This window comes from Geothrix fuzhouensis (assembly GCF_024609325.1).
Classification (GTDB): domain Bacteria; phylum Acidobacteriota; class Holophagae; order Holophagales; family Holophagaceae; genus Geothrix; species Geothrix fuzhouensis.
Map to the genome: position 1 here is coordinate 974,571 of NZ_JANHMQ010000001.1, position 23,739 is coordinate 998,309.

Below are 23,739 nucleotides of genomic sequence, written 5' to 3' on the forward strand. Positions count from 1 at the left end.
GGTGTTCCAGGATACCCGGGTCTGTTTTCAAAGTGGATGCGAGCCGCGACGTCGTCCAGCCGCGCGCATGGCCAGGCGGCGACCGAAGGGCGATGCGGGACATCGTTCGAGGTCGCCAACGCAGCCAGGGGTGCGGCTGGGCGACGTCCCGGAGGGCAAGGGGCGGCGCCCGGCGCGATGCTGCGTCAAGCTCCTCGTCGATAGTGCCGCTATCGCTTTCGTCGCTTTCCTGGCTTCGCTTGGGCGGCGCCCCTTGCGCGGCCACACCCCACTTTGAAAACAGACCCTAGAAGGTCGCCGGCGCGGCGGGAACCTCCGCCCGAAGGGTCAGGTATGGTGCAAGCAGGCTGAGGGTGCGGTCGAGGGTGCCCTGAAGGGATGCGGGCAGCGGCGCCTGCCCGCTAGGTCGCAGCGGCGCGGAAGCCAGGGCTTCTATCAGGGCCCTGGCAAGATCAGGCGCCTCGACCACCCGGAGCATGCCGACCTCCCGAAGGGGCGGCACCAGGTCCTCGAAATTGGTGAAGCCAGGTCCGACGAGGGCTGGAACACCCACACGGACGGGTTCCAGCGGGTTGTGCCCGCCGTTCGCGGCCCAGCCCCCGGCCACCAGGGCCAGGGTGCCTTCGGCGTAGGCGGCGGAAAGCTCCCCGAGCGTGTCCAGGAGCAGCACCTCCACCTCCGACCACCCGTCGGCCTCTGGCCAAGGCTCCGAGGCTCGGCGGAAGGCCAGGCCCTGGTCCGCCATCAGACCCGCCACCGCCTCGAAGCGTCGAGGCTGGCGTGGGGCCAGGATGAGCCGCAAGCCAGGAATCTGCATCCGCGCCGCCCGCCAAGCCTGGATCACCAGATCTTCTTCGCCCGCCACGGTATTGCCTGCCACCACCACGGGGAAGGTGGACCAGGCTTCGCGCAGCGCGTCCCAGCCCCCATGGAGGGGGCGTGGCGGGGGCAGATCGGCCTTGAGGTTGCCGCCGAGGTGCACGTCCGGAGCTCCGAGACGTTGGAAGGCCTCAGCGCTGGCCTCGTCCCGGGCCGCCACCAGACTGAGCCGCGAGGCCGCCCGGCGCAGCCAGGGGCCACCCCGCTGGAGAGACCGTTCCGTGAGCCGTCCGTTCACAATGATCCGGGGAATGCCGCGGTCCTCGAGCGCCTGGAGCAGACCGGGCCAAAGTTCAGTCTCCAGGGCGAGGAATACGCTTGGCGCATGGCGGAGGAAAGGTTCCAGGCCCGCCGGGTCATCCAGGGGAAAGGCCCCGCCGCTGATCAACTCCGTTCCGGCGTCCCAGCCCGGCAGCCGCTGGGCCAGCAGATCCAGCCCCGCGGGCGTACCCGTGCTGAGATGGACACGGTGGCCCGCGTCGCGGAGACGCGCCACCAGACCATCCGCCAGCAGCAGTTCACCCACGCTCACCGCGTGCAGCCAGATCCAGCGGCCCGCGGGCAGGTCTGGCACCTCGGCCTCCAGCCTGAGTCGCCAGGCCTCTGGCAGACCCCGGGCGCAGGCCCGCGCCACTGCCCCCACCAACGAGACCGTCGCCCAGTAGCTGAAGTCGAGGAAATCCACGAATCCACGCTCTCATGAATCCGCCCCTGACGGCATCATGGAGGCATGCTCGAACGCGCCCCCCTGGAAGTCCTCATCGTCACCGGCCCCCTGGGCGCCGGGAAGACCACGGCGGTGAACCGCCTGCTCAAGGTCGAGGTGGCCGCAGGCCGACGGGTGGCGGTACTCATCAACGAATTCGGGGCCGTCAGCGTGGATGGCACCCTGGTGGACGCGGAGCGGCCCGAGTTGGCAGGTGTGGAGAATCTGGTGAACGGTTGTGTCTGCTGCAGCCTCCGCAATGATGTGATCACCACCCTCCAGGCCTGGTGTGACCAGCCGGATGGCCAGCGGCCCGAGCGCGTGGTGCTTGAGACCACCGGCCTCGCGGACCCAACCGACCTCCTCGATCTGGAGCAGGAGCCGGCGCTGGCCGGGCGGCTGCGGCTGGCGGGCCTGCTCACGGTGGTTTCCAGCCTGGCCCCGGTGGACCACCTGAAAACCAAGCCCCTGCTCCATCGTCAGACGGCCTTGGCCAGCCTCATCCACGTGACCAAGGCCGATCTCGATCCTTCCGCCGCCATCGCCTGGGAAAGCGAGCTGCGCGCGGCCTTCCGGCAGATTCCGCTGGTGCTTTCACGACAAGGCGCCACGCCCGAAGGCAGCCCCGACCCCTGGCAGGGGGATGTGCGCGACCTTCCCGAAGGCTGGGCACCGGCAAGCGGGGCCAGCTTCGCGGAAGCCCGCTCCCTCACCCTGCATTGGGACCATCCGGTTGATCCGGCCGCCCTGGAGGGCCTGCTTCTCGCCCCCCCAGCCGAGGGCGAGCTGCTGCGGGCCAAGGGCGTCTGCGCCTTCGCGGGCTGGGCCGTGCGCAACGACGGCAGCGACCGCTGGGCCTTCCAGCTGGCGGATGGCCGCCTGGAAATATCGCCCCTCCCCCTGCCCGCCGATGGTGTCGCGCAGGCCTGCGCCGCGGTCGTCATCGGCACGGGTCTCAATGCCCCCCATTGGAAGAAGGCCTTGCGGGACCTGGAACGCCCCCCCATGGGCCAGCGGCGGAAATTCTCGCTCTGACGCCGATCTGTCACCCATAGGGGGCCAGATCCGCGCCCCCTTGGTATCATCGCCTTTCCCCCGATTTCGGGATCGCAAGGAGCAGGTGTGGATCAAGTGCTCGACCTCATGGCCAAGGAGCTCAAGCTCCCCCGTGCCGGCGTTGCCGCCATCGTGGCGCTGTTGGAGGAGGGCAACACCGTGCCCTTCATTGCCCGGTACCGCAAGGAGGCGACCGGCTCGCTCGACGAGGTGGCCATCCGCGCCGTCGAAGACCGCCACGCCTATTACAAGGATCTGCTGGATCGCCGGAAGACCGTGCTGAAGTCCATCGACGAGCAGGGCAAGCTCACACCCGAGTTGAAGGCCAAGATCGAGGGCACCTGGGTGAAGGCGGAGCTGGAAGACCTCTACCTGCCCTACAAGCCCAAGAAGCGCACCAAGGCCACAGTGGCCAGGGAGCGCGGCCTGGAGCCCTTGCTGGATTCCCTGCTGGCGGACGACAGCGGTGCGGATCCCTTCCTTATCGCCGAACCCTTCATCAAGGATGAGGACGGCCTGCGCTCGCCCTCCGAGTGCATGGAAGGCGCGGGCCACATCCTGGCCGAGCGCCTGACGGAGGATGCGGCCATCCGAGCCTGGCTGCGCCTGGAATTCCACGAGCACGGGGTGCTGAAATCCGAAATCCGCGAAGAGCGCAAGGCCGACCAGGCCGCCCTGCGGTTCAGGCCCTATTTCGATTTCTCCGAGCCCATCCGCAAGATTCCCAGCCACCGCCTGCTGGCCCTGCGCCGGGGCGAGAAGGAGGAGATCCTGACCGTGAAGCTCCTGGTGGAGCGCGAGAACCTGGTGAGCCAGCTCGTCTCCAAGGTGCAGGTGAACCCCGCCAGTGGGTACCGCAGGTTCCTCAACGAGGTGGCCGGCGATGCCTTCGACCGGCTGCTGGCGCCCACCATCGAATCCGAGGTGCGGTACGAAGCCAAGAAGAAGGCCGATGGCGAGGCCATCAAGGTGTTCCAGACCAACCTGGACCACCTGCTCCTGGCGCCTCCCGCAGGCCAGCGCTGCACCCTGGGCGTGGACCCCGGCATCCGCACGGGCTGCAAGCTCGTGGTCATCAACCGCCTGGGCCAGCTCGTGCAGAACGAGGTGATCTATCCCCTGGAACCCAAGCGCGACCTGGACGGCAGCCGCGCCATCCTCGAGAAGCTCTGCGCCGGGAATCCCATCGAGGCCATCGCCATCGGCAACGGCACTGGCGGCCGCGAGGTGGAGGCGTTCATCCGTGAATGGCTCAAGGAGACCGGCCGCACGGGACTCATCTGCGTCAGCGTGAGCGAGGCCGGTGCCTCGGTCTATTCCGCCAGCGACATCGCCCGGGAGGAATTCCCCGAACACGACGTCACCGTGCGCGGCGCTGTGAGCATCGCCCGGCGCTTCCAGGACCCCTTGGCCGAGCTGGTGAAGGTGGATCCCAAGAGCATCGGCGTGGGCCAGTACCAGCACGACGTGAACCAGACCTCCCTCAAGAAGGGACTGGATGACGTCGTGGAGAGCTGCGTGAACCGCGTGGGCGTGGACCTGAACAGCGCCTCGTACAAGCTGCTGGCCTACGTGGCCGGCATCGGCGAGGGGTTGGCGAAGAACATCGTGGCCCACCGCTTCGAGCATGGCGCCTTCAAGCGCCGCGAGCAGCTCCTGGAGGTCGGCCGCTTCGGTGCCAAGGCCTTCCAGCAGGCCGCGGGCTTCCTCCGCATCCGTGACGGGGAGGATCCCCTGGATGCCTCCGCGGTGCATCCCGAAAGCTACCCGGTGGTGCAGCGCATCTGTCAGCTCACGGGCAAGACCGTGTCCGAGCTCATCGGCAATGACGCCGTGCTGGATGGTCTGGATCCCAAGCTCTTCGTGGACGATAAGGCCGGCGTGGAGACTGTGAAGGACATCCTGGCCGAGCTGAGGAAGCCCGGCCGTGATCCCCGCCACCAGTTCGAGGCCGTGCAGTTCCGCGAGGGTGTCAACAAGCCCAGCGACCTGGAAGTGGGCATGGAGCTCCAGGGCATCGTCACGAACGTCACCGACTTCGGCGCGTTCGTGGATGTGGGCGTCCACCAGGATGGCCTGGTGCACCTCTCCGAGATCGCCCACCGCTATGTGAAGAACCCCGCCGAGGCCCTCAGCGTGGGCCAGGCGGTGAAGGTGAAGGTGCTGGCCGTGGATTTGGAGGCCAAGCGCATCGCCCTTTCCATCAAGGCCTTGCTCGCCGCCCCGGAGGGTGCCGATCGGCCCCAACCCCATCACCAGCGCCCCCAGGGACGGCCAGAGGGGAACCGGTCGCGGCCGCAGGGCCCGCGCCCACCTCGGCCGCAAGCCGGGCCTCAGGCGGGCCCACAAAACGGTGGCCGACCTCAGGGCCCGCGCCCGCCCCGGCCTGAAGGTCCGCGGGCCCCACGCCCTGAAGGCCCCCGGCCGCCCAGGCCCGAAGGCGCCCGTCCCCCTCGCCCTCAGGAAGCCCGCCCACCCCGGCCCGAGCGTGAGAACCGTCCGCCCCAGCCGAAACGCGAACCAGACGTTCCGGCCACGGGAACCTCGCTGTCCGAGCTCATGGCCAAGTTCAACAAGGGGCCCCGCTGATGCGTAAAGCTCTGCCGCTGGTGGCGCCTGCGCTCCTGCTGCTCTCACTGGCCTGCCAGCCGCGCCCGGCCTCGCCGGTGTACGGCCCCTGGGAAGAGGGCCTCACCCTGGCCTTCGAGGACCCGTCCCAACCGCAGCCCCAGCGCTCGGCAGATCGGCTGCAGGTGCGGGTGGCCCGATCATCCATGGCGCCAGGCCCGCCACGACTCGTGCAACTGGATCTGACCAACCTCCGGGGTCAGCTGAGCCTGGTGGTCCGGTACGAGAACGGCGGTACTGCCCTCCTGAGTGATAGCGGCCAGGTGGTCGCCCAGACGCTGCCACCGGGGTTCCCCGCCACCACCGCCTGGGTGGACCGGGGCGTCCAGTTTCGTGTGCTGGGGCGCGCGACCTGGGAGGGCGCCGCCCTCCTGCCAGGCACTTCCGATCCCGTGGGCGTGTGGGTGGAGGCTCAGCCGCCTCAAGGTCCCCGCCGCCGGACCCTCTACCTGCCCAACCTGGGCGAGGTGGAATCCCAGGAGGAGCGCGGCAACGGCTGGGTCACCGTGAACCGGTTGGTGGCTCGCGGCTTCGTGGACCTGCCCCCGGCACCCCTGGCTGGTCCCCTCGCCAGCACCCTCGCCAAGCCACGTCCCTGATCGACCATTCCCGGAGCCGACATGGCCGCTGACACCGCTTCCGACAAGACTCCCGAAACTGAGATCGAGCTGCCTCCTGGCGCCGCCAAGGGGGCCGTGCGGGACAATCTGGAAGTGATCTGCTTCGCGATGATCCTGATCCTGTTCTTCAAGACCTTCGTGGGCCAGCAGTTCAAGATCCCCTCTGCCTCCATGCGCAACACCTTGATGATCGGGGACCATCTGCTGGCCAACAAGTTCATCTTCGCCCAGCCCCAGTGGGCCTGGGAGGAGAAGCTCTTCCCCATGCGGAGCGTGAAACGAGGCGACATCATCGTGTTCCGCTACCCCATCGACCGGGACCAGGACTACGTGAAGCGCTGCGTGGCCCTGCCGGGTGACCTGGTGGAAATGCGCAACAAGCGCCTCTACGTGAACGGGAAACAGATCACTGGCGCGTTCGAGTTCCAGTTCGGTCGCGACCCGGAAGGTCCCACACCCGGGCCGTGGCCCCCCCAGCGGTATGCCGGAGAAGCCGAGCGCCCCGTGGGCCTCTGGCGCCACGCGGATCCGGAAGTGCTGGCCCTCCATGACCACAACCAGATGCAGTCCATGAACAGCCTCATCCAGGAGGGATTCAAGGACTACCTGGGGCCGGTCCGGGTGCCGCCTGGCCACATCTTCGCCATGGGTGACAATCGCGACAACAGCATGGACAGCCGCTACTGGGGCTTCCTGCCCATGGATCACCTCCGGGGCCGGCCCTTCATCGTGTGGTGGAGCTTCCGCGAGGGCGATACGGACAACGACAACGGCCGTGTTCCCGAGGGACCCACGGATGTGGCCGCCGACTTCATCGACGCCGCCCGGCATTTCTTCACCCGCACCCGCTGGGAGCGGACCGGCACCATCCCCGAGTAGCCGGACGTGAAGACCCCTCTCCTCCTGCTGCTCCTGGTGGCCTTACCGCTTTCTGCCTGGGGTGACAAGGGCCATCGCGTCACCTGTACCCTGGCCCTGGAAGGCCTGCCGCCCAGTCTCCATGCCTGGTACGCGGGGCGTGAAACGGAGGTGGAAGACCACGCCTCCGATCCCGACCACTGGCGCAGCGATCGCAAGGAGGGCCCGCGCCACTTTCTCGACATGGAGCCCTACGGCGGCCCGGACCAGCTTCCCCGCACGCTGGAGGCAGCCCAGGCCAAGATCGGGGGGGACTATTACCGCCGGGGTGTGGTGCCCTGGATCATCCAGGACCGGTGGCGGGATCTGGTGGATGCCTTCAAGTCCGGTGATGCCTCGCGCGTGACCATGGCCACGTCGATCCTAAGCCACTATGTCGCGGACGCCCACGTGCCCCTCCACACCACGGAGAACCACGACGGCCAGGCCACGAACCAGCGAGGCGTCCACAGCCGCTGGGAATCCGGTCTGGTGGAGCGGTATCTCCAGGTCGAGGCGATCAAGGCCCTCCCGGCGGAGGCCGACCCGCACATTTTGGAGCGCCCCTGGGACTGGCTCCGCGACTCCCACGCCCTGGTGCCGCAGCTGCTGGAGGATGACCTGAGCGCCGATCGCACCACACCCACGGACGGCCAACGCAAACAGCGCACCCAGGCCTATTGGATGATCTTCTGGGCCAAGCAGGGGCCTGTGGTGAAGGGCCAGCTCCAGCTGGCTGGGAAGCACCTCGGAGATGCCATCCTCACCGCCTGGATAGCGGCAGGCAAACCAGCCGGTCCGGCGAAGCCGGCCCACTGAGCTCGCCGCGGCCGCGGCGGTTTCAACAGGGACCGGACCTAGGGAGCCTCCTCCCAGCGCCGGCGGTCCAGCCAGACCTGCTCGTCCTTGCCGCGAGGATCCCTGCCCTGCCAGTGCAGCTTCAGGGGGCCGGTGGCGTCCTTCTTCAACACGGAAACGCCCGGCCCCTCGCCGCCCCGGAGCATGCGCAGCAGGGCCTCGACACTGGCGACCTGGGGCAGGAAGGGCAGCGGCAACTCCGCCAGGGTGGCGGCCCGCTGGTCGAGCTTCTGCCGGGGTACCTGCAGGTGATAGCCCGTGGCCCGGTCGCCCTCCAGGAGCAACAGGCGCTCCCCGAGCCCATGCAGCTCCGCCACCAGCCGGCCAGAACCAGGCTCCATCAGCAGGTTCAGGGTGCCTGTGCCCTCCCCGCCAGAGCCGGAATAGCCCCAGCCGTACTGGGCGCGCACGGGCGTCGCCGCGGCGGGCGCCACGACGGCCGGTGGGGTCTGGATGGGCATCATGGCTGCTCCTCGTCGTCGTCATCCGGTGGGGCATCCGGCGCGGCTACCTGGGCGCCTTCGACCTTCTGGGCCTGCTCCCTGGCGATACGGATGCGGAGTTCCCCTAGCCGCTTCTCCAGGGCCGCTCGGTCCGGGAAGACGAACGCCAGGGCCCGTTCCCACTGCTCGGCCGCCTCGGCCAGCTTGCCCTGCTTCACCAGCACCTCGCCCAGGTGCTTGCGGACTTCCGGGCTGAAGGGACTTAACTCCGCAGCGCGGCGAAGGGTGGCTTCCGCCTCGACGATCTTCCCCAGCTTGAACTGGGCCCAGCCCAGGCTATCGACCACATTGCCATTATCCGGCGTGGCCTTGGCGCTGGCCTCGATGAGAGCAGCCGCCTCCTCCAGGTTCCGCCCCTGCTCCAGCAGCTGGTAGCCCAGGTTGTTCTGCACCATGGGGTTGTTCGGATTGGCCTTCTGGGCCTCGCGGAGGACCCGCAGGGAATCCTCGGTGCGCCCCAACTGATCGTAGGCGCTGCTCTGCATGAGCAGGATGTCCACGTTCCGGACGGGGCCCAACGCGCGGGCCCGCTCCAGCGCCTCCAGGCACTTGTCCCAGCGTCGGAACTCGGACCAGATGGCCGCCATGCCCTCCAGATGAAGTTGTTCCAGGGCCGCGCGACTCTCCTTCCGCGAGAAGAATCGGTATTCCAGGTACTCGGGTGGAAGCGCTGCCGCCTGTTGGAAAAAGGGGACCTTCGGGAAGTGTGCGATGCCATCTTTCAGCGCCACCAGGGCGCTCTTCCAGTCGTTGCGGCTGATGAGGGCCTGGCAGGTGAACACCTGCAGTTCACCCGCGACCTGGGGCCGGCCCGGATGTTCCTTCAGGTAGGCCAGCAGGGCACCGCCTTTGCCTTCCAGCAACAGCGTCTCCGCGTACAGGGCCTGGGAGCCGTCGGCGATGATGTCTTCATCAATCTTCCCTGCGAGGAGGGTCGCCAACCTGGCCTCGGCCTCCTTGAACCGGCCCAGGTTCATGAGGGCACGGGCCGTGTTGAAGGTGGTCCGGGGGGTGATCTTGATGGCTTCGGCCTTCTTCAGGCTGTCCAGGGCCTCCTCGAACCGCGAGGTCTGGAGCCGCACCAGAGCCACGTTCTCCCACAGGCCCGGCTCCTGCGGGAGGTGCTGGGCGAGCAGCAGGAAGCTCTCCTCGGCGTGCGCCAGGTAGCCGGCCTGGATCTGATCCCGGGCCAGGTCTTCCAGGAGCCGGAGGTGGCGTTCGTCGGGAGTCCTGGCATTGAGGGCCAGCACCGCCTCCCGCCTGGCCTCGTAGTTCTGGAGGGCCCGGGCATGGATGGCAGCCCGTTCCCAGGCCGACTGGAAGCTGGGGCGCAGCCGTCCCAGGTGCAGCCAGGCCTGGAGGGCGCCTTCGCCATCCTTCATCTGTTCTGAGACTTCGCCCAGCCGCGCCCACAGCTCGGGATCCTGGGGCAGCAAGGTCGTCGCCACCCTCAATTCCCGGGCCGCTTCCGGCGCCAGGGCGGGATCCTTTTGAAAGAGCTGATACAGGAGCAGACCAAGGTGGGCCCTGACTTCGGCATTCCGCGGCGCCAGCGCGACGGCCCGCCGGGCGGGCGCCAGGGCACCCTGGACATCCTGGGATTCCTGGAGGGCTTCGGACAACCGCAGGTGGACCTCGGCGCTCTGCGGCACCAGGGCAGCCACCCGTCGGTAGATGGCCACGGCCGCGACGGGATCCGTGCCACCGCCACGCAGTTGTAAGGCGCGTGCCTGAAGCATCAGCGCCCGCACATCTTCCGTCGGCGGCGCGGAGGCGAGCCCCGCCGTCAGTAGCACGGCCAAGAAGGAAAGCCGGAGATCAGGCACGGGTAGCCTCCCGGTCGAGCAGGTCGATGAGTCGGGCATGGGGGGATTCCCAGGCCTCGGGGGTCAGCGTCCGTTGGATCGCCGGCTCCCCGGAACGCGGCAGAATGCAGTGGATCTCCGTGGTCGGCTCGGCCCCGGCGGTCCCTGGAACATGCTTGGCCTTCTTGTCGCGGAGCAGCAGGGGCAGGCAGGCGGACCAGGGGGCGATCTTGGGCGCCAGAGGCGCGAGGCGCTGGGCCAACGCTTCGAGGAACGCGGAGGGGAAGGCCTTCAGGCCGAGTTCCTCGGTCAGCAGGCAGGAGCCCAGCAGCCCCAACCCCACCGCCTCGCCGTGGAGCAAGTCATAGCCAGAGGCCGCCTCCAGGGCATGGCCCAGGGTATGGCCGAGGTTCAGCAGACGCCGCTCGCCCGCCTCGCGGGGATCGCGGTGCACCACGCCAGCCTTGTAGGCCAGGGCCCGTTCCACCCAGGGGACCTTTACCGGCGTGTCCTGCAACATCTCGGTGGCCCAAGCCATCTCGCCCTGGATGAGCGCCGTCTTGATCAATTCCCAGCGCCCGTTCTCCAGGTGCCGGATCGGCAGGCTCTCCAGGAACGACGTGCAGGCCACCAGGCGACGGGGGGGATGGAAGGCTCCCACCAGGTTCTTTCCGGCGGCGAGGTCCACACCGGTCTTGCCACCCAGGGCCGCGTCCGCCATGGCCAGCAGGGTGGTCGGCCAGACCTGCCAGGCGACGCCCCGCAAGTAGAGGGCCGAGGCCAGGCCCGTCATATCGGACAGGACGCCGCCGCCCAGAGCTACGACGGTCGCGTCCCGGTGCAGGGGAACCCGGGCCCAGTGCTCCAGCCAGGGGAGGATGGTCCGGAGCTTCTTCTCCTCCTCGGACACCGCCACCCAGAGGGCATGGCTGGGCTCGGGCAGGCCCGCACCGGTCCAGGCTTCCCGAAGGTGCAGATCCCCTACCAGGGTCCAGGAACCCTCCGGCAGCAGGTCCGGTTCCGGAGCTTCCTGGAGGAAGACTTCCGTGGCGAATCCGGTGGGCGTGGCGAGCCTCATGAGCGGCCTTTCAGCGTGGCCTCGGCCTGCATGGTCTGATCCCCCCGAAGCCATTGGACCACGGCTTTGTCACCGGGCTTGTGGGCGGCAAGGGCATCCATGAAATCGTAGATGTTCTTCACGGGCCGATCACCGAATTTGATGATGATGTCGCCCGCCTGGAGGCCGATGGCCTCGGCCGTAGACCCCCGGGTCGCCCCGTTGATGCGGAACCCCTTCGGGTTATCTGCGTAGTCCGGCAGGGTGCCAAAGGCCACACGCAGGGGGTTGCCGTCACCCCGCATGACCACCTTGGCGGTCTCCGGATCGTAGGCCGGCAGTGTGTCAGCATTGGCCAAGTCCAGCGCCACAGTTCGGCCGAAGGTGGCCAGCTTCGCCATCCCGGCGAAGTTGATGCGGGCCGCGGTGTCCGTGGGACGGTGGTACTCGCCATGGATCCCCGTGAAGAAGAAGAACGTGGGGATCTTCGCCTGGGAGAAGCTCATGTGGTCCGAACCGCCCACGGCCGCGCCCACATCGATGCTGATGGAGAACCCTTCCGGCGCGAGTTTCTTCGCGGCTTCCAGCGCGGCTTTCGGTGCCCCCAGGCCACCCATCAACAGCTTGGGCGCGGTGGGATCCAGGCGGCCCACCATGTCGAAATTGAGCATGAACTTCACGGATTCCAGGGGGTGGGTGGGGTGCTGGATCCAGTAGCTGGAGCCCAGCAGGCCTTCCTCCTCTCCTCCGAAATGCAGCAGCAGGATGGACCGCCGGGGCCGTGCCTGCTTCAACTCCCGCGCCAGCTCCACCACCATAGCCGCGCCCGAGGCGTTGTCGTCGGCGCCCGGATGAACCTGCCCCCGGGTCTCCGCGCCGCCCAGGCTGTGGCGTTCGCCCAGACCCAGGTGATCCAGGTGCGCCCCCAGGACGATGTATTCCTTCCGCAGCTTCGGATCGCGGCCGGGAATCACTGCCACCACGTTGGGCACCTGGGCCTCCTCGCGGCGGAGCTTCAGCTTCAAGGTGAGCGTGGTCCAGGGAGCGTAGATGAAGTCCTGGCTGGCGGGTTTGCCCGTCTCCCGGATGGTCTTGAGCCGGGCCTGGAGGTCGCCGCAGGCGGTTCCCAGGGCATCCGCGGCCAGGCTGAGCACGGGGATGTCCATCTTCACCGGCCCCTCCTCTCGTTGCAGGGGGCGTGTGGAGCCATTCTCCAGTACGAGCACCGCGGCAGCCTTGGCCAATTCCAGGCGCTTGACGCGGGCCAGCAGGCTCCGCTCGCCCCGGGGCAGGTGGGCGAAGGCGTCGATGTCTGGCAGGGTGCGGACGATGATCACCACCCGGTCCTTCACTTCCACCCCGGCGAGATCGTCATAGGTCCCGGGGATCTGCACGCCATAACCAAGGAAGGCGAGGGGCTTCAGGCGGAAGTCCGCATCGCCGCTATAGCCCAGGGCCTCGATGTCCCGGCCCCACACGAGCGGCCGAGCCTCCTCGCCGTGCGTCAAAAGGGCACCCTGCTCATCCCGGATCACCTTCGCGACGAAGGGGAAGTGTTGGACCTGCGCCTTCAGGCCGAGGGCCCGCCATTCCCGGACAATGTGAGCGGCGGCCTGATTCAGTTCTGGATACCCGTTGCCTCGGCCTTTGAGCGAGGGCGACGCGAGGAACTCCACCTCCCGCTGCAGCCTGGCCGCGACCCGCGCCTCGGGCGGCGTCTGCGCCACGAGGGCGACGGCGAGGAAGGCGGAAATCCAGGGGCCCATGTCGTCTCCGGAGATCTACTACTTTACCGGCGAGCGGGGGATCCGTCCTGATTGGAGCCGGAATCGGGGCGGCTGTGGGAGAATGAGCCCATGTCCGAACAGGGAGCCTTCTTTCAATCCGACCGGATGGACCAGCGGCCCATGCGCCATACGCTGCTCTGGCGCCTGGCCGGCTATCTGCGTCCCCAGTGGGCGGCGCTTCTGGCCCTGTTCGGCCTCATGGCCCTCGGCGCCTTCCTGGAGGTGATGCCCTCGGAGCTGACCCTCCGGCTCATCAACCGGTTCATGGCCCAGGGCAGCCTGAAGGGGGCGGCCCCCATGATCGCGGGCTTCCTGGGTGTGCTCTTCGCCGGCTTCTTCGTCAGCTTTGCCCGCTACTTCCTGCTGGCCCGAGTGGGGCAGAAGGCCATGCTAGAACTGCGGGTGCAGCTCTTCGCGCACCTCATGGGCCGCAGCACGGACTTCTTCCACCGCAATCCCGTCGGCCGTCTCATGACCCGCGTCACCAGCGACGTCCAGAACCTGAACGAGATGTTCGCCTCGGGCTTCGTGGCCATCGTGGGGGACGCACTGTCTCTGCTGGCCATCGTCATCTGGATGTTCTGGACCCACCCGGGCATGGCCCTGGTGGCGCTGGGGATTCTGCCCTTTCTGCTTGTGGCCACGGAGATCTTCCGCCGCCGGGCTGGCGAGGCCTTCCGGGAGACCCAGCGGCGCTATGCCGCCATCAACGCCTTCCTCCAGGAGCAGATCTCGGGCATGGGCCTCGTGCAGGTTAACGCCCAGGAATACCGCAGCGACCTGCAGTTCAAGGAGCTGAACGAGGATTACTTCCAGGCCTTCCTGCGCACCATCTTTGCTTACGCGGTGTTCTTCCCCGTGGTGGAGTTCATCACGTCCGGCACCCTGGCGGCGCTCATCTTCTACGCGGGCTTCAAGCTCCAGGCCGGGGCCATCACCTGGGGCCTGCTGCTCGCCTTCATCCAGCAGTCGGGGCGGTTCTTCCGGCCCATCCGGGAACTGGCCGAGCGCTACAACGTGATGCAGACGGCACTGGCCTCCAGCGAACGTATCTTCCGCCTGCTGGACAACCAGGAAGAGATCCCCGAGGCACCGGACGCCAGGCCCGCCGCCTTTGCCGGCGAGGTCCGACTGGAGAACGTCAGCTTCGCCTACGAAGAGGGCGGCCGGAAGGTGGTGCGTGGCCTGAGCGGCGTCATCCCCAAGGGCCGGCGCGTGGCCGTGGTGGGCCACACCGGGGCCGGCAAAAGCACCCTCATCAACCTGCTCATGCGTTTCTACGACGTGCATGAGGGCCGCATCACCGTGGATGGCGTGGACGTGCGGGACCTGAAGCTCCGCGGCCTGCGGGACCTCTTCGGCCTGGTGCTCCAGGACGTCTTCGTCTTTTCCGGCACCCTGCGCGACAACATCGTGCTGGACCGGCCCATGGACGAGGCCCGCCTGGCCTCGGTGCTGGAGCAGAGCCAGCTGAAGGACCTGGTGGGCCGGCTCCCCCTGGGTTTGGATACGCAGGTGGGTGAGCGCGGCCAGAAACTCAGCGCCGGTGAGCGGCAGCTCCTCGCCTTTGCCCGCATGCTCTATCTGGAACCCGCCGTGCTGCTGCTGGACGAAGCCACCGCCAACATCGATTCCGAGACCGAAGCCAAGATCCAGACCGTCATCGAGCGAGTGAGCCACCGCCTGACCACCTTCACCATCGCCCACCGGCTCTCCACGATCCGCGACGCCGACGAGATCTGGGTCATGGACCAGGGCGTCCTCGTCGAGCGCGGCACCCACGACGGCCTCATCGCCCAGGATGGCGTCTACGCCAAGCTAGTGCGGCTGCAGTTCGCAGATGGTGAGGCGGCCTGAGGGAGTAGGCTGGAACCTCGGAGGCAGGATGCGCCTGGCAGCGATGGGACTTGGGCTGGCAGTGCTGTTCCCTCAGGTGCAGGGCTCGGCCCAGTCGATCCCCATGGAACCGAATCTGTTTGGGATCCCGGTAATCAAAGTCCACCTCCTACGTGATGACGGCACCTCGAAAGAAGTGCGCATGGTGGTAGACACAGGATCCGAGATAACCACGCTCGACCGATCGATTGGTCCTGACTTCTGGACCCGGGACGTGGAGCTGGAGGGAAAAAGGTCCAAGCCATCACAGCCGGAGGATCGGCCGTATCTGCAGAACCCGTCCGGGTCCATCAACTCCAATGCGGTCCCTTGCAGGCCCGCGCTTCCCAGGCGATTCTGCTCGACCTAGCGCCCTGAACCAGACCATGGATGTTCCCGTCGCAGGCCTGATCGGCATGAACTTGCTTCAGGAGCAGGCCTTCCTGATGGACTTCCGCAACCAGGTGATCCGCTGGAGTGGCGGCCCTGAAGGGGCTTACTTGCGGGACTTGGCTTTCAAACATTCGAAGGGGGTGCCTCTCGTCCAGTTGGACATCGCAGGACTTCTGCTCGAGGCCGTCTGCGACACGGGCCTGACGGGATTCCTTTCCGTTTCAGACCGGGTAGTTAAGGGCATCCCAAAGCAAACGATTCCGGGTTCGACTTCCATCTCGTTGACAGTGGCCGGCACGGAAGCACCCCAGCAGGTCCGATCAGCTTCAACGACTGTCGGCATCGGCGCAAAACAGTGGTGCGACTCTGAGGTGGAAGTCGAGGATGAGAATCTCCTGGGGTTATCGGCCATGTGGCCCGCGATCTGGCTCGATTTCAAACGAGCCCAAGTGGGGTTCAAGGTCGGGCCCCGCGGATGCTTGGAGGCGAAGCCTGTGGTCCGGCAACCTCTTCATGCCGTCTGGGACCGGTCAGGGGTAACCCCTAGGCTGGTCATCCTTGGCGTCAAACCGGGTAGCGTCTATGAGCGTGCAGGACTCCGGGCGGGAGACCGCCTGCTGGCTTTTGGGGATCTGCAGGGGCCTTCCCTCAACCTCGCCACGCTTCGGGCGGCCGTGGTCAGCGGAAAGACCCATTCACTGTCCATCCTGCGAAACGAGGGACCAGTCCGAATCGAACTCCCTGAATCGAATTGATTTTTCGAGCGAGAGGCGGCTGTTTGATGTGGTGAATTCCAGACTGGGGAGCTGGGCCTCCCTTTTCTGGCCCAGGTACACTGCCACCATGCTCCACCTGCCCCCCCTCTACCCCATCACTGATGCCGCGAGTCCCGAGCCGCTGTCGGCCCAGATCCGCCGACTGGGTGAGGCGGGCTTTCCGCTGGTGCAGTTTCGCGGCAAGCTCCTGGATGCGAAGGCCCAGTGGCTGGAGCTGCACGTGGCCCTGGCGGAGGCGGCGGCGAATGGTGGCTGGCCCTTCATCTGCGTGAACGACCGGACGGACCTGGCCATGCTCGCAGCGCGTGAAGGACTCGCCCCCTGGGGCCTGCACCTGGGCCAGGGCGACCTCCCGGCCGCCGAAGCAACCCGCCTGCCTGGGCTGGGTGGTTGCCATATCGGCGCCTCGACCCACAGTCCCGCCGAGTGGGACGCTGTGGATGCTGCTTGCGATCATGCCGGCGTCGGTCCCTTCCGGGGGACGGCCACCAAGTCCGATCATGCCGAACCCATCGGGTTGGATGGCCTGCGGGTTGGCTGCACCGCGCTTCGGGCCCGAGGCCTCGCACCCATTGCCATTGGGGGCCTGGGCCCTGCGGATGCCAAGGCCTGCTTCGAAGCGGGAGCCGAAGCCCTGGCCATGGTGGGTGAGTTGCAGCGCTCCACCGATCCCGCCACCCTGGGCTGGGAGATCCAACAGGCGCGATGGCAGGTCCGCCCACCCTTTCGTCGAGACCAGGGCATCGTGCTCCTGGGCGGCAGCGGCGCCGGGAAGAGCACCCTCGGCCGGCTCCTGGCCCGGCGGCTGGGGCTGGCCTTCCATGACCTGGACGACGTGATCGAAGCCAACCAGGGCGTCCCCGTGAGGGCCATCTTCGCCGAGCTGGGCGAAAGTGCCTTCCGGGCTCTGGAATCCACTCTGCTGCCTGGCCTGCTGGCCGAACCGGGCGTGGTGGCCTTGGGTGGGGGTGCCTGGGAAGCCCCGGTCAACCGGGATCGGGTCGCCGCCGCCGGTTTCGTCCCTCTCTGGCTCGCCGAGCCCCCGGTCCGGGCCTGGGAACGGGTGGGCCGGGATCCCCAGCGCCCCCTCGCCCAGGACCGGAGCGCTTTCATGGCCCGATGCGCAACCCGGGCCACCGCCTGGTCCCTGGCGCCCGTCCTGCTTCCTTTCGGCCGGGGTCCGGAGGATCTTGCCTCCGCCATGATGATGGCTTGGTAGACTAGACGTCCTCCCCAGGAATATCCCAGTGGACCTGATCCTTTCCGATCTGCATTCGAACCTGCATGCCCTCCGGGCCGTGCTGCGGTTCGCGCGGCGGCGGGCCATCCATCGTTTCGTGCTCCTGGGGGATCTGGTGGGTTACGGCGCCCATCCCAATCAGCTGCTGGACAAGGTGCGTGAACTCCGGCCCCGGTTCATGGTCCGGGGCAACCACGACAAGGTCTGCGCGGGCCTGGAGCCGTACGACTCCTTCAGTCTGCCGGCCCGCCAGGCGGCGGATTGGACCCGGGAGAAGCTGCGCCAGGACAACTGGCGCTTCCTGGCAGACCTCCCGGTCGGGCCCCAATGGGTGGGTGAGGACTACCAGATCGCCCACGGCTCGCCGGTGGATGAGGACGCCTACCTGCTCCACATGCGCGAAATCGGCCAGGCCTTCGACGCCTTCGAAGGCCCCCTTTGCTTCTTTGGCCATACCCACCTGCCGGGTTGCTTCGAGCTGGACGAGGCCCAGGGCCGGTTGAACTGGATCTGCCTCCAGCCCGGCGAGTGGTTCGAGATGCAGCCCCACTCTCGCTACCTGGTAAACCCCGGGTCGGTAGGTCAGCCCAGGGACCGTGATCCGAGGCTCTCGTTCATGACCTACGATCCCAAACGCCGGCGGGTACGCCTCCACCGGCTGGACTACGATGTGCATGGCGCCGCCAAGGCCATCCTGGCCGCAGGGCTGCATGTCAACCTGGCAGACCGGCTGAGCCAAGGCATCTGAAAGGCACTACCCCATGGGAACTCCCATTTCCGCCCTGTCGGCCCCCGTTCTGGAACAGTTCCTCATCCAGGCACGCCTCACGAAGGCCGTGGCGAGCCTCCGGCTTCAGGGCGTCAACTCCAGGTTGCTGGGCGATCTTCGCCTCCACAGCTTCCGTCCCGGTTCGACCCTGGAACTGTCCGGCATCCATGCCCGGGACGCAGTGCCCGCCGAAGGCACACCCGTCACGCTCACCCTGCTGCTGGGAGAGGAGGTGCTCACCCTGGAATCCATCCTGCTCCCTCCCCTTCCGGGCGAGGACGGGGACACGCTCCTGTGTCTCGATTGGCCGCATGAATCGGCGCAGTTGCACCGCCGCCGAGACATGCGCGTGGCCGCCCCGGAGCAGTCCCCCCTAAAAGTCCGCGTGGGCCTCGGTGGACAGATCCACGACGCCCTGCTGGTGAACCTCACGGAAACCGGCGTCGGCCTCGCCCTGGAGGAATCCCTCGTCGTGGACCTCCACGCTCCCGTGGACATCGACGCCGAGCTGCCGGATGGTTCAGTCCTCCACTGTCCCGGTGAAGTGCGACACCTGGCGTACCTCGAAGGCCAGGATTTCCCCACCCGGCTCGGCGTGGTCCTGCTGCCCGGCCCCGACACGGATCTCGAACCCATCCACCGCTTCATCCAGGCCCGGCGCACCGACCGGTCCCATCGGTTCAAGCAGGACTGACCGGGCCTGGAATCAGGCCTTGCGGAGGCTGACGAGGGTTCCGCCGGCACCCAGAGCCAGCATGATCACCGCCTGGACCAGGGTCTTGTAGGAGACCGAGTCCCCGGAGACGGCCGACCAGACGAAAAGCACGCCCGCGACGAGCAGCAGGACGTAGATCCCCAGCATGATCTTCCGGGCCTTCTCGTTCGTTTCTGGCGTGTCCTCGGAGAAGATCCGGTCGTAGAAGATGAGGCCGATCGCGGCGAGGACATTCAAAGCCACGAAGAGCAGCCAGAAGAGCCTGGCCGCCGCGGGCCCCCCAGGCTGGCCCACCAGAGGCTTCAGCATGGAGCCGTAGAGGGCGCCACCGAGGCTGGAGCCGATGAGGCTGCCGATCACTCCGTACAGGAAGGCATAGCCCATGTAGACGGCCTTCTTGTCCGCTGGCGCCACCAGGCCCACATAGCTGTAGTACTTCGGGTGGGCCGTCATTTCGCCGATGGAGAAGACCGAGATGCCCAGGATGAACACCCATACGTTGGTGGAGGCCGCCAGGCAGAGGAACCCGAGGGTACCGATGACGATGCCCGACACCATGGTGGGGAGCGGCCGGATGTTCTTCACGAGCCGGCTGACGAGGACCTGCAGCAGGATGATGGTGCCGCCGTTGACCACCGTGACGTGCTCGGCGTCGAACTTCAGCGGCACGCCGAAGGAGGCGAAGAACCGGTTCACCGGTGTGGCGTCCACGAAATCGCGTAGGTACCAGAGCACCGATCCGAAACTCTGGAAGTACAGGATCCAGAAGCCTGAATAGACCACGATCATCAGCATGAACCGGGCGTCCCCCAGCACCAGGGCCGCGCCATGGGCCACCTCGCGCAGGCTCTTGGTGTTGGCGGGCTTCGGTGGGTCCTTGAAGAGAAATACCGTGGGCACCAGCATGGCGGCGCAGTAGAGGGCCGAGGCGATGAACACGTAGCGCCAGGAGAAGCCCTTCAGCACGCTCACGACGAGGGGCGCCAGGAAGGCCCCGATGTTGATCATCCAGTAATAGATGCCGAACCCGAACCCGGAGTTCTCCTCTGTGGTGGTGCGCGCCAGGGTCCCCGAGATGATGGGCTTGAACAGGCCGGCGCCGGTGGCCATCACGAGGAGCCCCGCGAACACGGCCCCGTAGGACGTGACATTCCCGGCGATGAAGTAACCCGTCGCCAGGATCGAGAACGCGAAGAGCAGCATGCGCCGATACCCATACCGGTCCGCCAAAGCCCCGCCCGCGATGGGGATGACGTAGGTGAAGGCGTAGATCAGGCTTTGGAGGAAGCCGACGGATTGTTCCGTGAAGCCCAGGCCGCCCTTCACGACCTCGTTCGTGAGGTAGACCGCGAGCACGGAGTTGAGGCCGTAGTAGGCGGCCCGCTCGAAGAGCTCCATGACGTTCGCCAGCCAGAAGACGGGCGGGAAGGAGCGCAGGATTCCGGTGGGACGCTGGTTGGGCATCCGGGGATTATACGGGACCGGCAGGTCATTCTTGGGCACAGATGCGTGCGGGCCTAGCCCCCGCCGCGCTGGAAGCCACGGTGGAACCGGGCCATGAAGGCTTCGACCTCGCCCTTCGAGTACCCCTCGAGCTGGATGTCGATCCGGTGCCGGGGCAGGACCACGCTGCCCAGACGGAGATCCGCGAGCGGGCTGAGCCGGATCGTCCAGCGCCCTGAGCCGTCCCGACCCCGGAAACCCCCGCCATCCCCCGTTGCCTCGGCCAAGCCGACCGCCCCAGGCAGCAGGCGCAAAAATTCCTCGCGACTGAGGGTCATCTCCAGGCTCACCGAATCACGCATCAGCCGCCGGCCACTGGAGGCCAGATGGCCAGGGCTTGGCCTTCAGCAAGGGTTCGCGTACCCCATTCCGGGCCGGCCACCCAGACGCCGTCCACCAGCACGATGGCGCACTGGCTCGGCGGAATGCCCTGGCGTTGGATCAGGTCGGCCACAGTCACGCCTGGTTCGACGTCCAACTCGATGCGATGGCGGGATCTGGCCTCCGCCGGGAGGTGGGCCGCGAGCGAGGCGAACAGCTTGAGGGTGACCTTCATGCCACGCTGTGCGCTGCGGCCAGGTAGGCCTGCATGATCTGGGTCGGATCCTGCAGGAGCCGCTGTTTCCACTTGCCCAGGCGAACCCGGCCCTCGATGAGGCCCCGGAAGGCGCCCACATGGTCGGCGAAGCCCACGCAGTTCGCGCCCACGAGCCGGTCCCCGTCGAACTGCAGGTTCAGGTAGCGGTAGTGGGCCTCGTCGAGCACCTCGGTGGATTCCCCGTCGGGGACACCCTGCCACTCACCGAAAGAGGAGGAGACGAGGCCGAGAGTGGTCAGCACATTGAAGACAAAGCTGCCTCGGAACTCGGCGGTCTTTCCGGCCATGTTCAGCGCCGCGATGCGGCCCTGCTCCACGGCGTTGGGCTGAATGGCGTTGAGCTGCCGCCGGCCTGTGAGGCAATCGGTGGCCTCGGCGACGTCCCCGGCGGCATAGATGCCGGCAACGTTGGTCTGCATGGTGGGATCCACCAGGATCCCGCGGTCCACCTCGATGCCGCTGCCCTCCAGGAAGCCCAGGTTGGGATCCACACCCACCACACTGAGGTAGATATCCGCGGGCAGGACGCGCCCCTCGCCCAGGGCCACCTGCAGGACGCCCTCCTTGAGGGTGATGCCCTGAGGCTGGGTGTGCGTGAGGATCTTGACGCCCTTGGCCTCGCACCAGGTGCGGATCATGCCGCTGGCGGTGGGGTTCATCATGCGGCGCACCATGTAGCCGCTGCGGACGAGGATGGTGAGGTCCACGCCCCGCGACAGCAGGCCCTCCATGATGATGCAGCCCACAAAGCCAGCGCCCATCTGGACGATGCGGGTGCCAGGCCGGGCCTTGGCGAGGATGGTCCGGGCGTCTTCAAGAGTCCAGCAGCTGTGCACCCCCGGCAGATCCATGCCCGGGATCTTCTCCAGGCTGGGCCGCGATCCCGTGGCGATGAGCAGGCGATCGAACGGCAGGTCCCGGCCATCACCCAGGTCCACGGTGCGGCGGGCGACATCGACGCCTCTCGCGCGGGCCTGCACCAGCTGGATGCGCAGGCGGTCGTAGTGGTCGGCATCCTTCCGGATGTGGGTGCCCCCCTCCGCGATCTCCCCCTTCAGCAGGTAGGGGATGGCCATGCGGGCATAGGGCGGCTCGCCCTCGCCGCAGAGCAGGGTGATCTCTGCGGCAGGGTCCGCCTTGCGCAAGGTCTCAGCGGCAACCACGCCGGCGGGACCGCTACCGATGATCAGGTGTCGCATGGGACGACCTGCCGCTCATACGCCGAGGCGCGAACGCGTCTCGGCGGTGGGAACGCCTTCCTTGGTCCAGCCGCGGAGTTGGTAGTACTCGGGCAGCATGATGTCGAGCTTGGATACGGCGCCTTTCTGGGGGCCGGTCTTGGCGGGTTCCTTCATCAGCCGCGGCGGCAGGTTGTCGTCCTTGGCCGTGAAGCCAGCGGCGAGGTTGAACTCGCGCTCCAAGTTCCAGATGCGCTCACCCACCAGGAGCAGGCGCTCTTCCGACCAGTCGCCCTCGCAAGCGGCCTGGATCTGCGGCTGGATGTCCGACAGGCCCCAGGCGAAGGTGGTGAAGAGGCAGATGCCGGCGGAGTCCACCACGGCGGTGAGATCCTGGAAGGCCTTCAGCATGGCGGGCTTCCCTTCGGTGGCCTGGGGCTCCATCTTTACGGGAATGCCCAGCACCTCGGGGGACACCATGTAGCCGCGCAGGTGGCAGGCGCCCCGGTTGTTGGTGGCGTAGGCCAGGCCCATGCCTTGCAGGCCGCGGCCATCGTAGGCCGGGAATTCCTGGCTCTTCACCGTCATGGACAGGTCGGGCCGGCCGTATTTCTCGCACAGGCGCCGGGAGCCAAGGCCGATGATCTTGCCGAACCCGATCCCCTGGGCGGTCCATTCGGCGAGCTTGACCAGAGCCTCGGTGGAGCCGAAGGGCATCTTCAAGCCGGTCTCCTTCTCCGTGAGGATGCCCAGGTCGAAGAGCTCCATGGCCGCGCCGACGGTCGCGCCGAAGGAGATGGGGTCGAAGCCGTCCTCGTTGCAGAGGAAGTTGGCGTAGGTGAGGGCCTCCAAATCATTCACGCCGTTGGCGGCGCCCAGGGCCCAAGCGGCCTCGTATTCCACGCCACCGGAGGCGCCGTGGTACTGGGGCTTGTCCTTGACGCTGAAGTGGCTGGGATCCATGCGGGAGATACGTCCGCAGGCGATGGTGCACCCGAAGCAGGCGCCGTTGGTGACGAGGTTGGCCTTGCCGTCCGTGGGCCGCTTCTCGTGCATGGCCTCGCCGGAGATGTCATGGGCGCCTTCGAACTGAACCTCGCGGTGGTTCCGCGTGGGCAGCGCCCCCAGCTCGTTGATGACGTTCATGAGCACCTGGGTGCCGTAGGTGGGGAGTCCCTGCCCCGTCACCCCGTTGGCGGCCAGCACCTTCTTGCCCGCCTCGGTGGCGGCCAGGAAGGCCTGGGGGTTCGCCATCTGGTACGCGTCCGTGCGGGTTCCCCGCACAGCCACAGCCTTCAGGTTCTTGGAGCCCATGACCGCCCCCACGCCGGACCGCCCGGCGGCGCGGTGCAAGTCGTTCACGATGGCCGCGTAGAGCACGCGGTTTTCGCCCGCCCGGCCGATGGCGGCCACGCGGATCTGGGGATCCTGGTGCTGGGCTTTGATGGTCTCCTCGGTCTCCCAGACGGTCTTGCCCCAGAGGTGGGAGGCGTCCACCAGTTCGGCCTTGCCATCGTTGATGAGGAGGTAAACCGGCTTGGGCGAGGCCCCTTCGAAGATCACCATGTCCCAGCCCGCGAACTTCAGCTCGGCGCCGAAGTAGCCACCGGAGTTCGAGCAGGCGATGGCGCCCGTGAGCGGGCCCTTGGTGACCACGGAATAGCGCCCGCCCGTGGCGGCCATGGTCCCCGTGAGCGGGCCCGTCACGAAGATCAGCTTGTTCATGGGCGAGAAGGGATCAACTTTCGGGTCAATCTCGGACACGAGGTATTTGGTGGCGAGGCCCCGCTGGCCCAGGTAATCCTGGGCCCACTGCATGTTCAGCAGTTCCGTGGTGCAGGTGCCGGCCTCGAGGTTCACGCGGAGAACATTCTTGGTCCATGCCATGGCAGTCGC

21 protein-coding genes are annotated in these 23,739 nt (G+C 67.3%); 11 read left to right on the forward strand and 10 right to left on the reverse strand.

The features are described from left to right. Positions 1 to 286: 286 nt before the first annotated feature. Positions 287 to 1,564, reverse strand: coding sequence for a 3-deoxy-D-manno-octulosonic acid transferase (locus tag NOV74_RS04500; protein WP_257309626.1), 1,278 nt, complete (start codon positions 1,562 to 1,564; stop codon positions 287 to 289). Positions 1,565 to 1,609: 45 nt separating this feature from the next. Between NOV74_RS04500 and NOV74_RS04505 the strand changes: the two genes are divergently transcribed. From NOV74_RS04505 to NOV74_RS04525, 5 genes are all read left to right on the forward strand, one after another. Then, positions 1,610 to 2,620 carry a CobW family GTP-binding protein gene (locus tag NOV74_RS04505; protein ID WP_257309628.1) on the forward strand — a complete coding sequence of 337 codons (1,011 nt, stop codon included), beginning with the start codon at positions 1,610 to 1,612 and terminating at the stop codon, positions 2,618 to 2,620. Between the two features lie 87 nt (positions 2,621 to 2,707). After that, positions 2,708 to 5,230 carry a Tex family protein gene (locus NOV74_RS04510; protein WP_257309629.1) on the forward strand — a complete coding sequence of 841 codons (2,523 nt, stop codon included), beginning with the start codon at positions 2,708 to 2,710 and terminating at the stop codon, positions 5,228 to 5,230. Next, complete coding sequence (locus NOV74_RS04515; protein WP_257309631.1) at positions 5,230 to 5,868, forward strand: hypothetical protein; 639 nt, start codon at positions 5,230 to 5,232, stop codon at positions 5,866 to 5,868. The genes NOV74_RS04510 and NOV74_RS04515 overlap by 1 nt, the downstream gene beginning before the upstream one ends. 21 nt (positions 5,869 to 5,889) lie before the next feature. Continuing rightward, positions 5,890 to 6,768 (forward strand): signal peptidase I, encoded by an 879-nt coding sequence (lepB, locus tag NOV74_RS04520; protein WP_257309633.1) that lies wholly within the window; start codon positions 5,890 to 5,892, stop codon positions 6,766 to 6,768. A 6-nt stretch (positions 6,769 to 6,774) separates the two neighbouring features. Continuing rightward, positions 6,775 to 7,605, forward strand: coding sequence for a S1/P1 nuclease (locus NOV74_RS04525; RefSeq protein ID WP_257309635.1), 831 nt, complete (start codon positions 6,775 to 6,777; stop codon positions 7,603 to 7,605). A gap of 38 nt (positions 7,606 to 7,643) precedes the next feature. Here NOV74_RS04525 and NOV74_RS04530 read toward each other — a convergent pair whose 3' ends face one another. From NOV74_RS04530 to NOV74_RS04545, 4 genes are read right to left on the reverse strand one after another with little or no spacing between them, the layout of a single operon-like run. Then, the gene (locus NOV74_RS04530) at positions 7,644 to 8,108 is read right to left on the reverse strand and encodes a hypothetical protein (RefSeq protein ID WP_257309636.1); all 465 of its coding nucleotides are present in this window, start codon (positions 8,106 to 8,108) and stop codon (positions 7,644 to 7,646) included. Further along, a complete protein-coding gene (locus NOV74_RS04535) occupies positions 8,105 to 9,973 on the reverse strand; it encodes a tetratricopeptide repeat protein (protein WP_257309638.1) in 1,869 nt (622 codons plus the stop codon). Before NOV74_RS04535 ends, NOV74_RS04530 begins: the two co-directional genes overlap by 4 nt. Beyond that, complete coding sequence (locus NOV74_RS04540) at positions 9,966 to 11,030, reverse strand: 3-dehydroquinate synthase (RefSeq protein WP_257309640.1); 1,065 nt, start codon at positions 11,028 to 11,030, stop codon at positions 9,966 to 9,968. The genes NOV74_RS04535 and NOV74_RS04540 overlap by 8 nt, the downstream gene beginning before the upstream one ends. Further along, positions 11,027 to 12,775: a M20/M25/M40 family metallo-hydrolase gene (locus NOV74_RS04545; protein WP_257309643.1), complete on the reverse strand. Its 1,749-nt coding sequence runs from the start codon at positions 12,773 to 12,775 to the stop codon at positions 11,027 to 11,029. The genes NOV74_RS04540 and NOV74_RS04545 overlap by 4 nt, the downstream gene beginning before the upstream one ends. A gap of 90 nt (positions 12,776 to 12,865) precedes the next feature. Between NOV74_RS04545 and NOV74_RS04550 the strand changes: the two genes are divergently transcribed. The 6 genes from NOV74_RS04550 to NOV74_RS04575 all read left to right on the forward strand — a co-directional run bounded on the left by NOV74_RS04550 (position 12,866) and on the right by NOV74_RS04575 (position 18,543). Continuing rightward, positions 12,866 to 14,653: an ABC transporter ATP-binding protein gene (locus tag NOV74_RS04550; RefSeq protein WP_257309645.1), complete on the forward strand. Its 1,788-nt coding sequence runs from the start codon at positions 12,866 to 12,868 to the stop codon at positions 14,651 to 14,653. A 28-nt stretch (positions 14,654 to 14,681) separates the two neighbouring features. Further along, positions 14,682 to 15,041: a hypothetical protein gene (locus tag NOV74_RS04555; protein WP_257309647.1), complete on the forward strand. Its 360-nt coding sequence runs from the start codon at positions 14,682 to 14,684 to the stop codon at positions 15,039 to 15,041. Between the two features lie 16 nt (positions 15,042 to 15,057). Continuing rightward, a complete protein-coding gene (locus NOV74_RS04560) occupies positions 15,058 to 15,819 on the forward strand; it encodes a PDZ domain-containing protein (RefSeq protein WP_257309649.1) in 762 nt (253 codons plus the stop codon). A gap of 88 nt (positions 15,820 to 15,907) precedes the next feature. Continuing rightward, complete coding sequence (locus NOV74_RS04565; protein WP_257309651.1) at positions 15,908 to 17,059, forward strand: thiamine phosphate synthase; 1,152 nt, start codon at positions 15,908 to 15,910, stop codon at positions 17,057 to 17,059. Positions 17,060 to 17,087: 28 nt separating this feature from the next. Beyond that, positions 17,088 to 17,828 carry a metallophosphoesterase family protein gene (locus NOV74_RS04570; protein ID WP_257309653.1) on the forward strand — a complete coding sequence of 247 codons (741 nt, stop codon included), beginning with the start codon at positions 17,088 to 17,090 and terminating at the stop codon, positions 17,826 to 17,828. A 13-nt stretch (positions 17,829 to 17,841) separates the two neighbouring features. Continuing rightward, positions 17,842 to 18,543, forward strand: a complete 702-nt coding sequence (locus NOV74_RS04575; protein ID WP_257309655.1) for a PilZ domain-containing protein — start codon at positions 17,842 to 17,844, stop codon at positions 18,541 to 18,543. Positions 18,544 to 18,555: 12 nt separating this feature from the next. Here the strand turns inward: NOV74_RS04575 and NOV74_RS04580 are convergent, their stop codons facing one another. Genes NOV74_RS04580 through NOV74_RS04600 form a run of 5 tightly spaced genes read right to left on the reverse strand, consistent with a single transcriptional unit; the run spans position 18,556 to position 23,730 of the window. Beyond that, on the reverse strand, positions 18,556 to 20,028 hold the full coding sequence (locus tag NOV74_RS04580) for an MFS transporter (RefSeq protein ID WP_257309656.1): 1,473 nt from the start codon (positions 20,026 to 20,028) through the stop codon (positions 18,556 to 18,558). A 53-nt stretch (positions 20,029 to 20,081) separates the two neighbouring features. Continuing rightward, a complete protein-coding gene (locus NOV74_RS04585) occupies positions 20,082 to 20,369 on the reverse strand; it encodes a hypothetical protein (protein WP_257309659.1) in 288 nt (95 codons plus the stop codon). Next, a complete protein-coding gene (locus NOV74_RS04590) occupies positions 20,369 to 20,623 on the reverse strand; it encodes a MoaD/ThiS family protein (RefSeq protein ID WP_257309662.1) in 255 nt (84 codons plus the stop codon). Before NOV74_RS04590 ends, NOV74_RS04585 begins: the two co-directional genes overlap by 1 nt. Next, positions 20,620 to 21,864: an NAD(P)/FAD-dependent oxidoreductase gene (locus NOV74_RS04595; protein ID WP_257309663.1), complete on the reverse strand. Its 1,245-nt coding sequence runs from the start codon at positions 21,862 to 21,864 to the stop codon at positions 20,620 to 20,622. Before NOV74_RS04595 ends, NOV74_RS04590 begins: the two co-directional genes overlap by 4 nt. 15 nt (positions 21,865 to 21,879) lie before the next feature. Continuing rightward, positions 21,880 to 23,730: an aldehyde ferredoxin oxidoreductase family protein gene (locus NOV74_RS04600; protein WP_257309665.1), complete on the reverse strand. Its 1,851-nt coding sequence runs from the start codon at positions 23,728 to 23,730 to the stop codon at positions 21,880 to 21,882. Between the last annotated feature and the right edge of the window lie 9 nt (positions 23,731 to 23,739).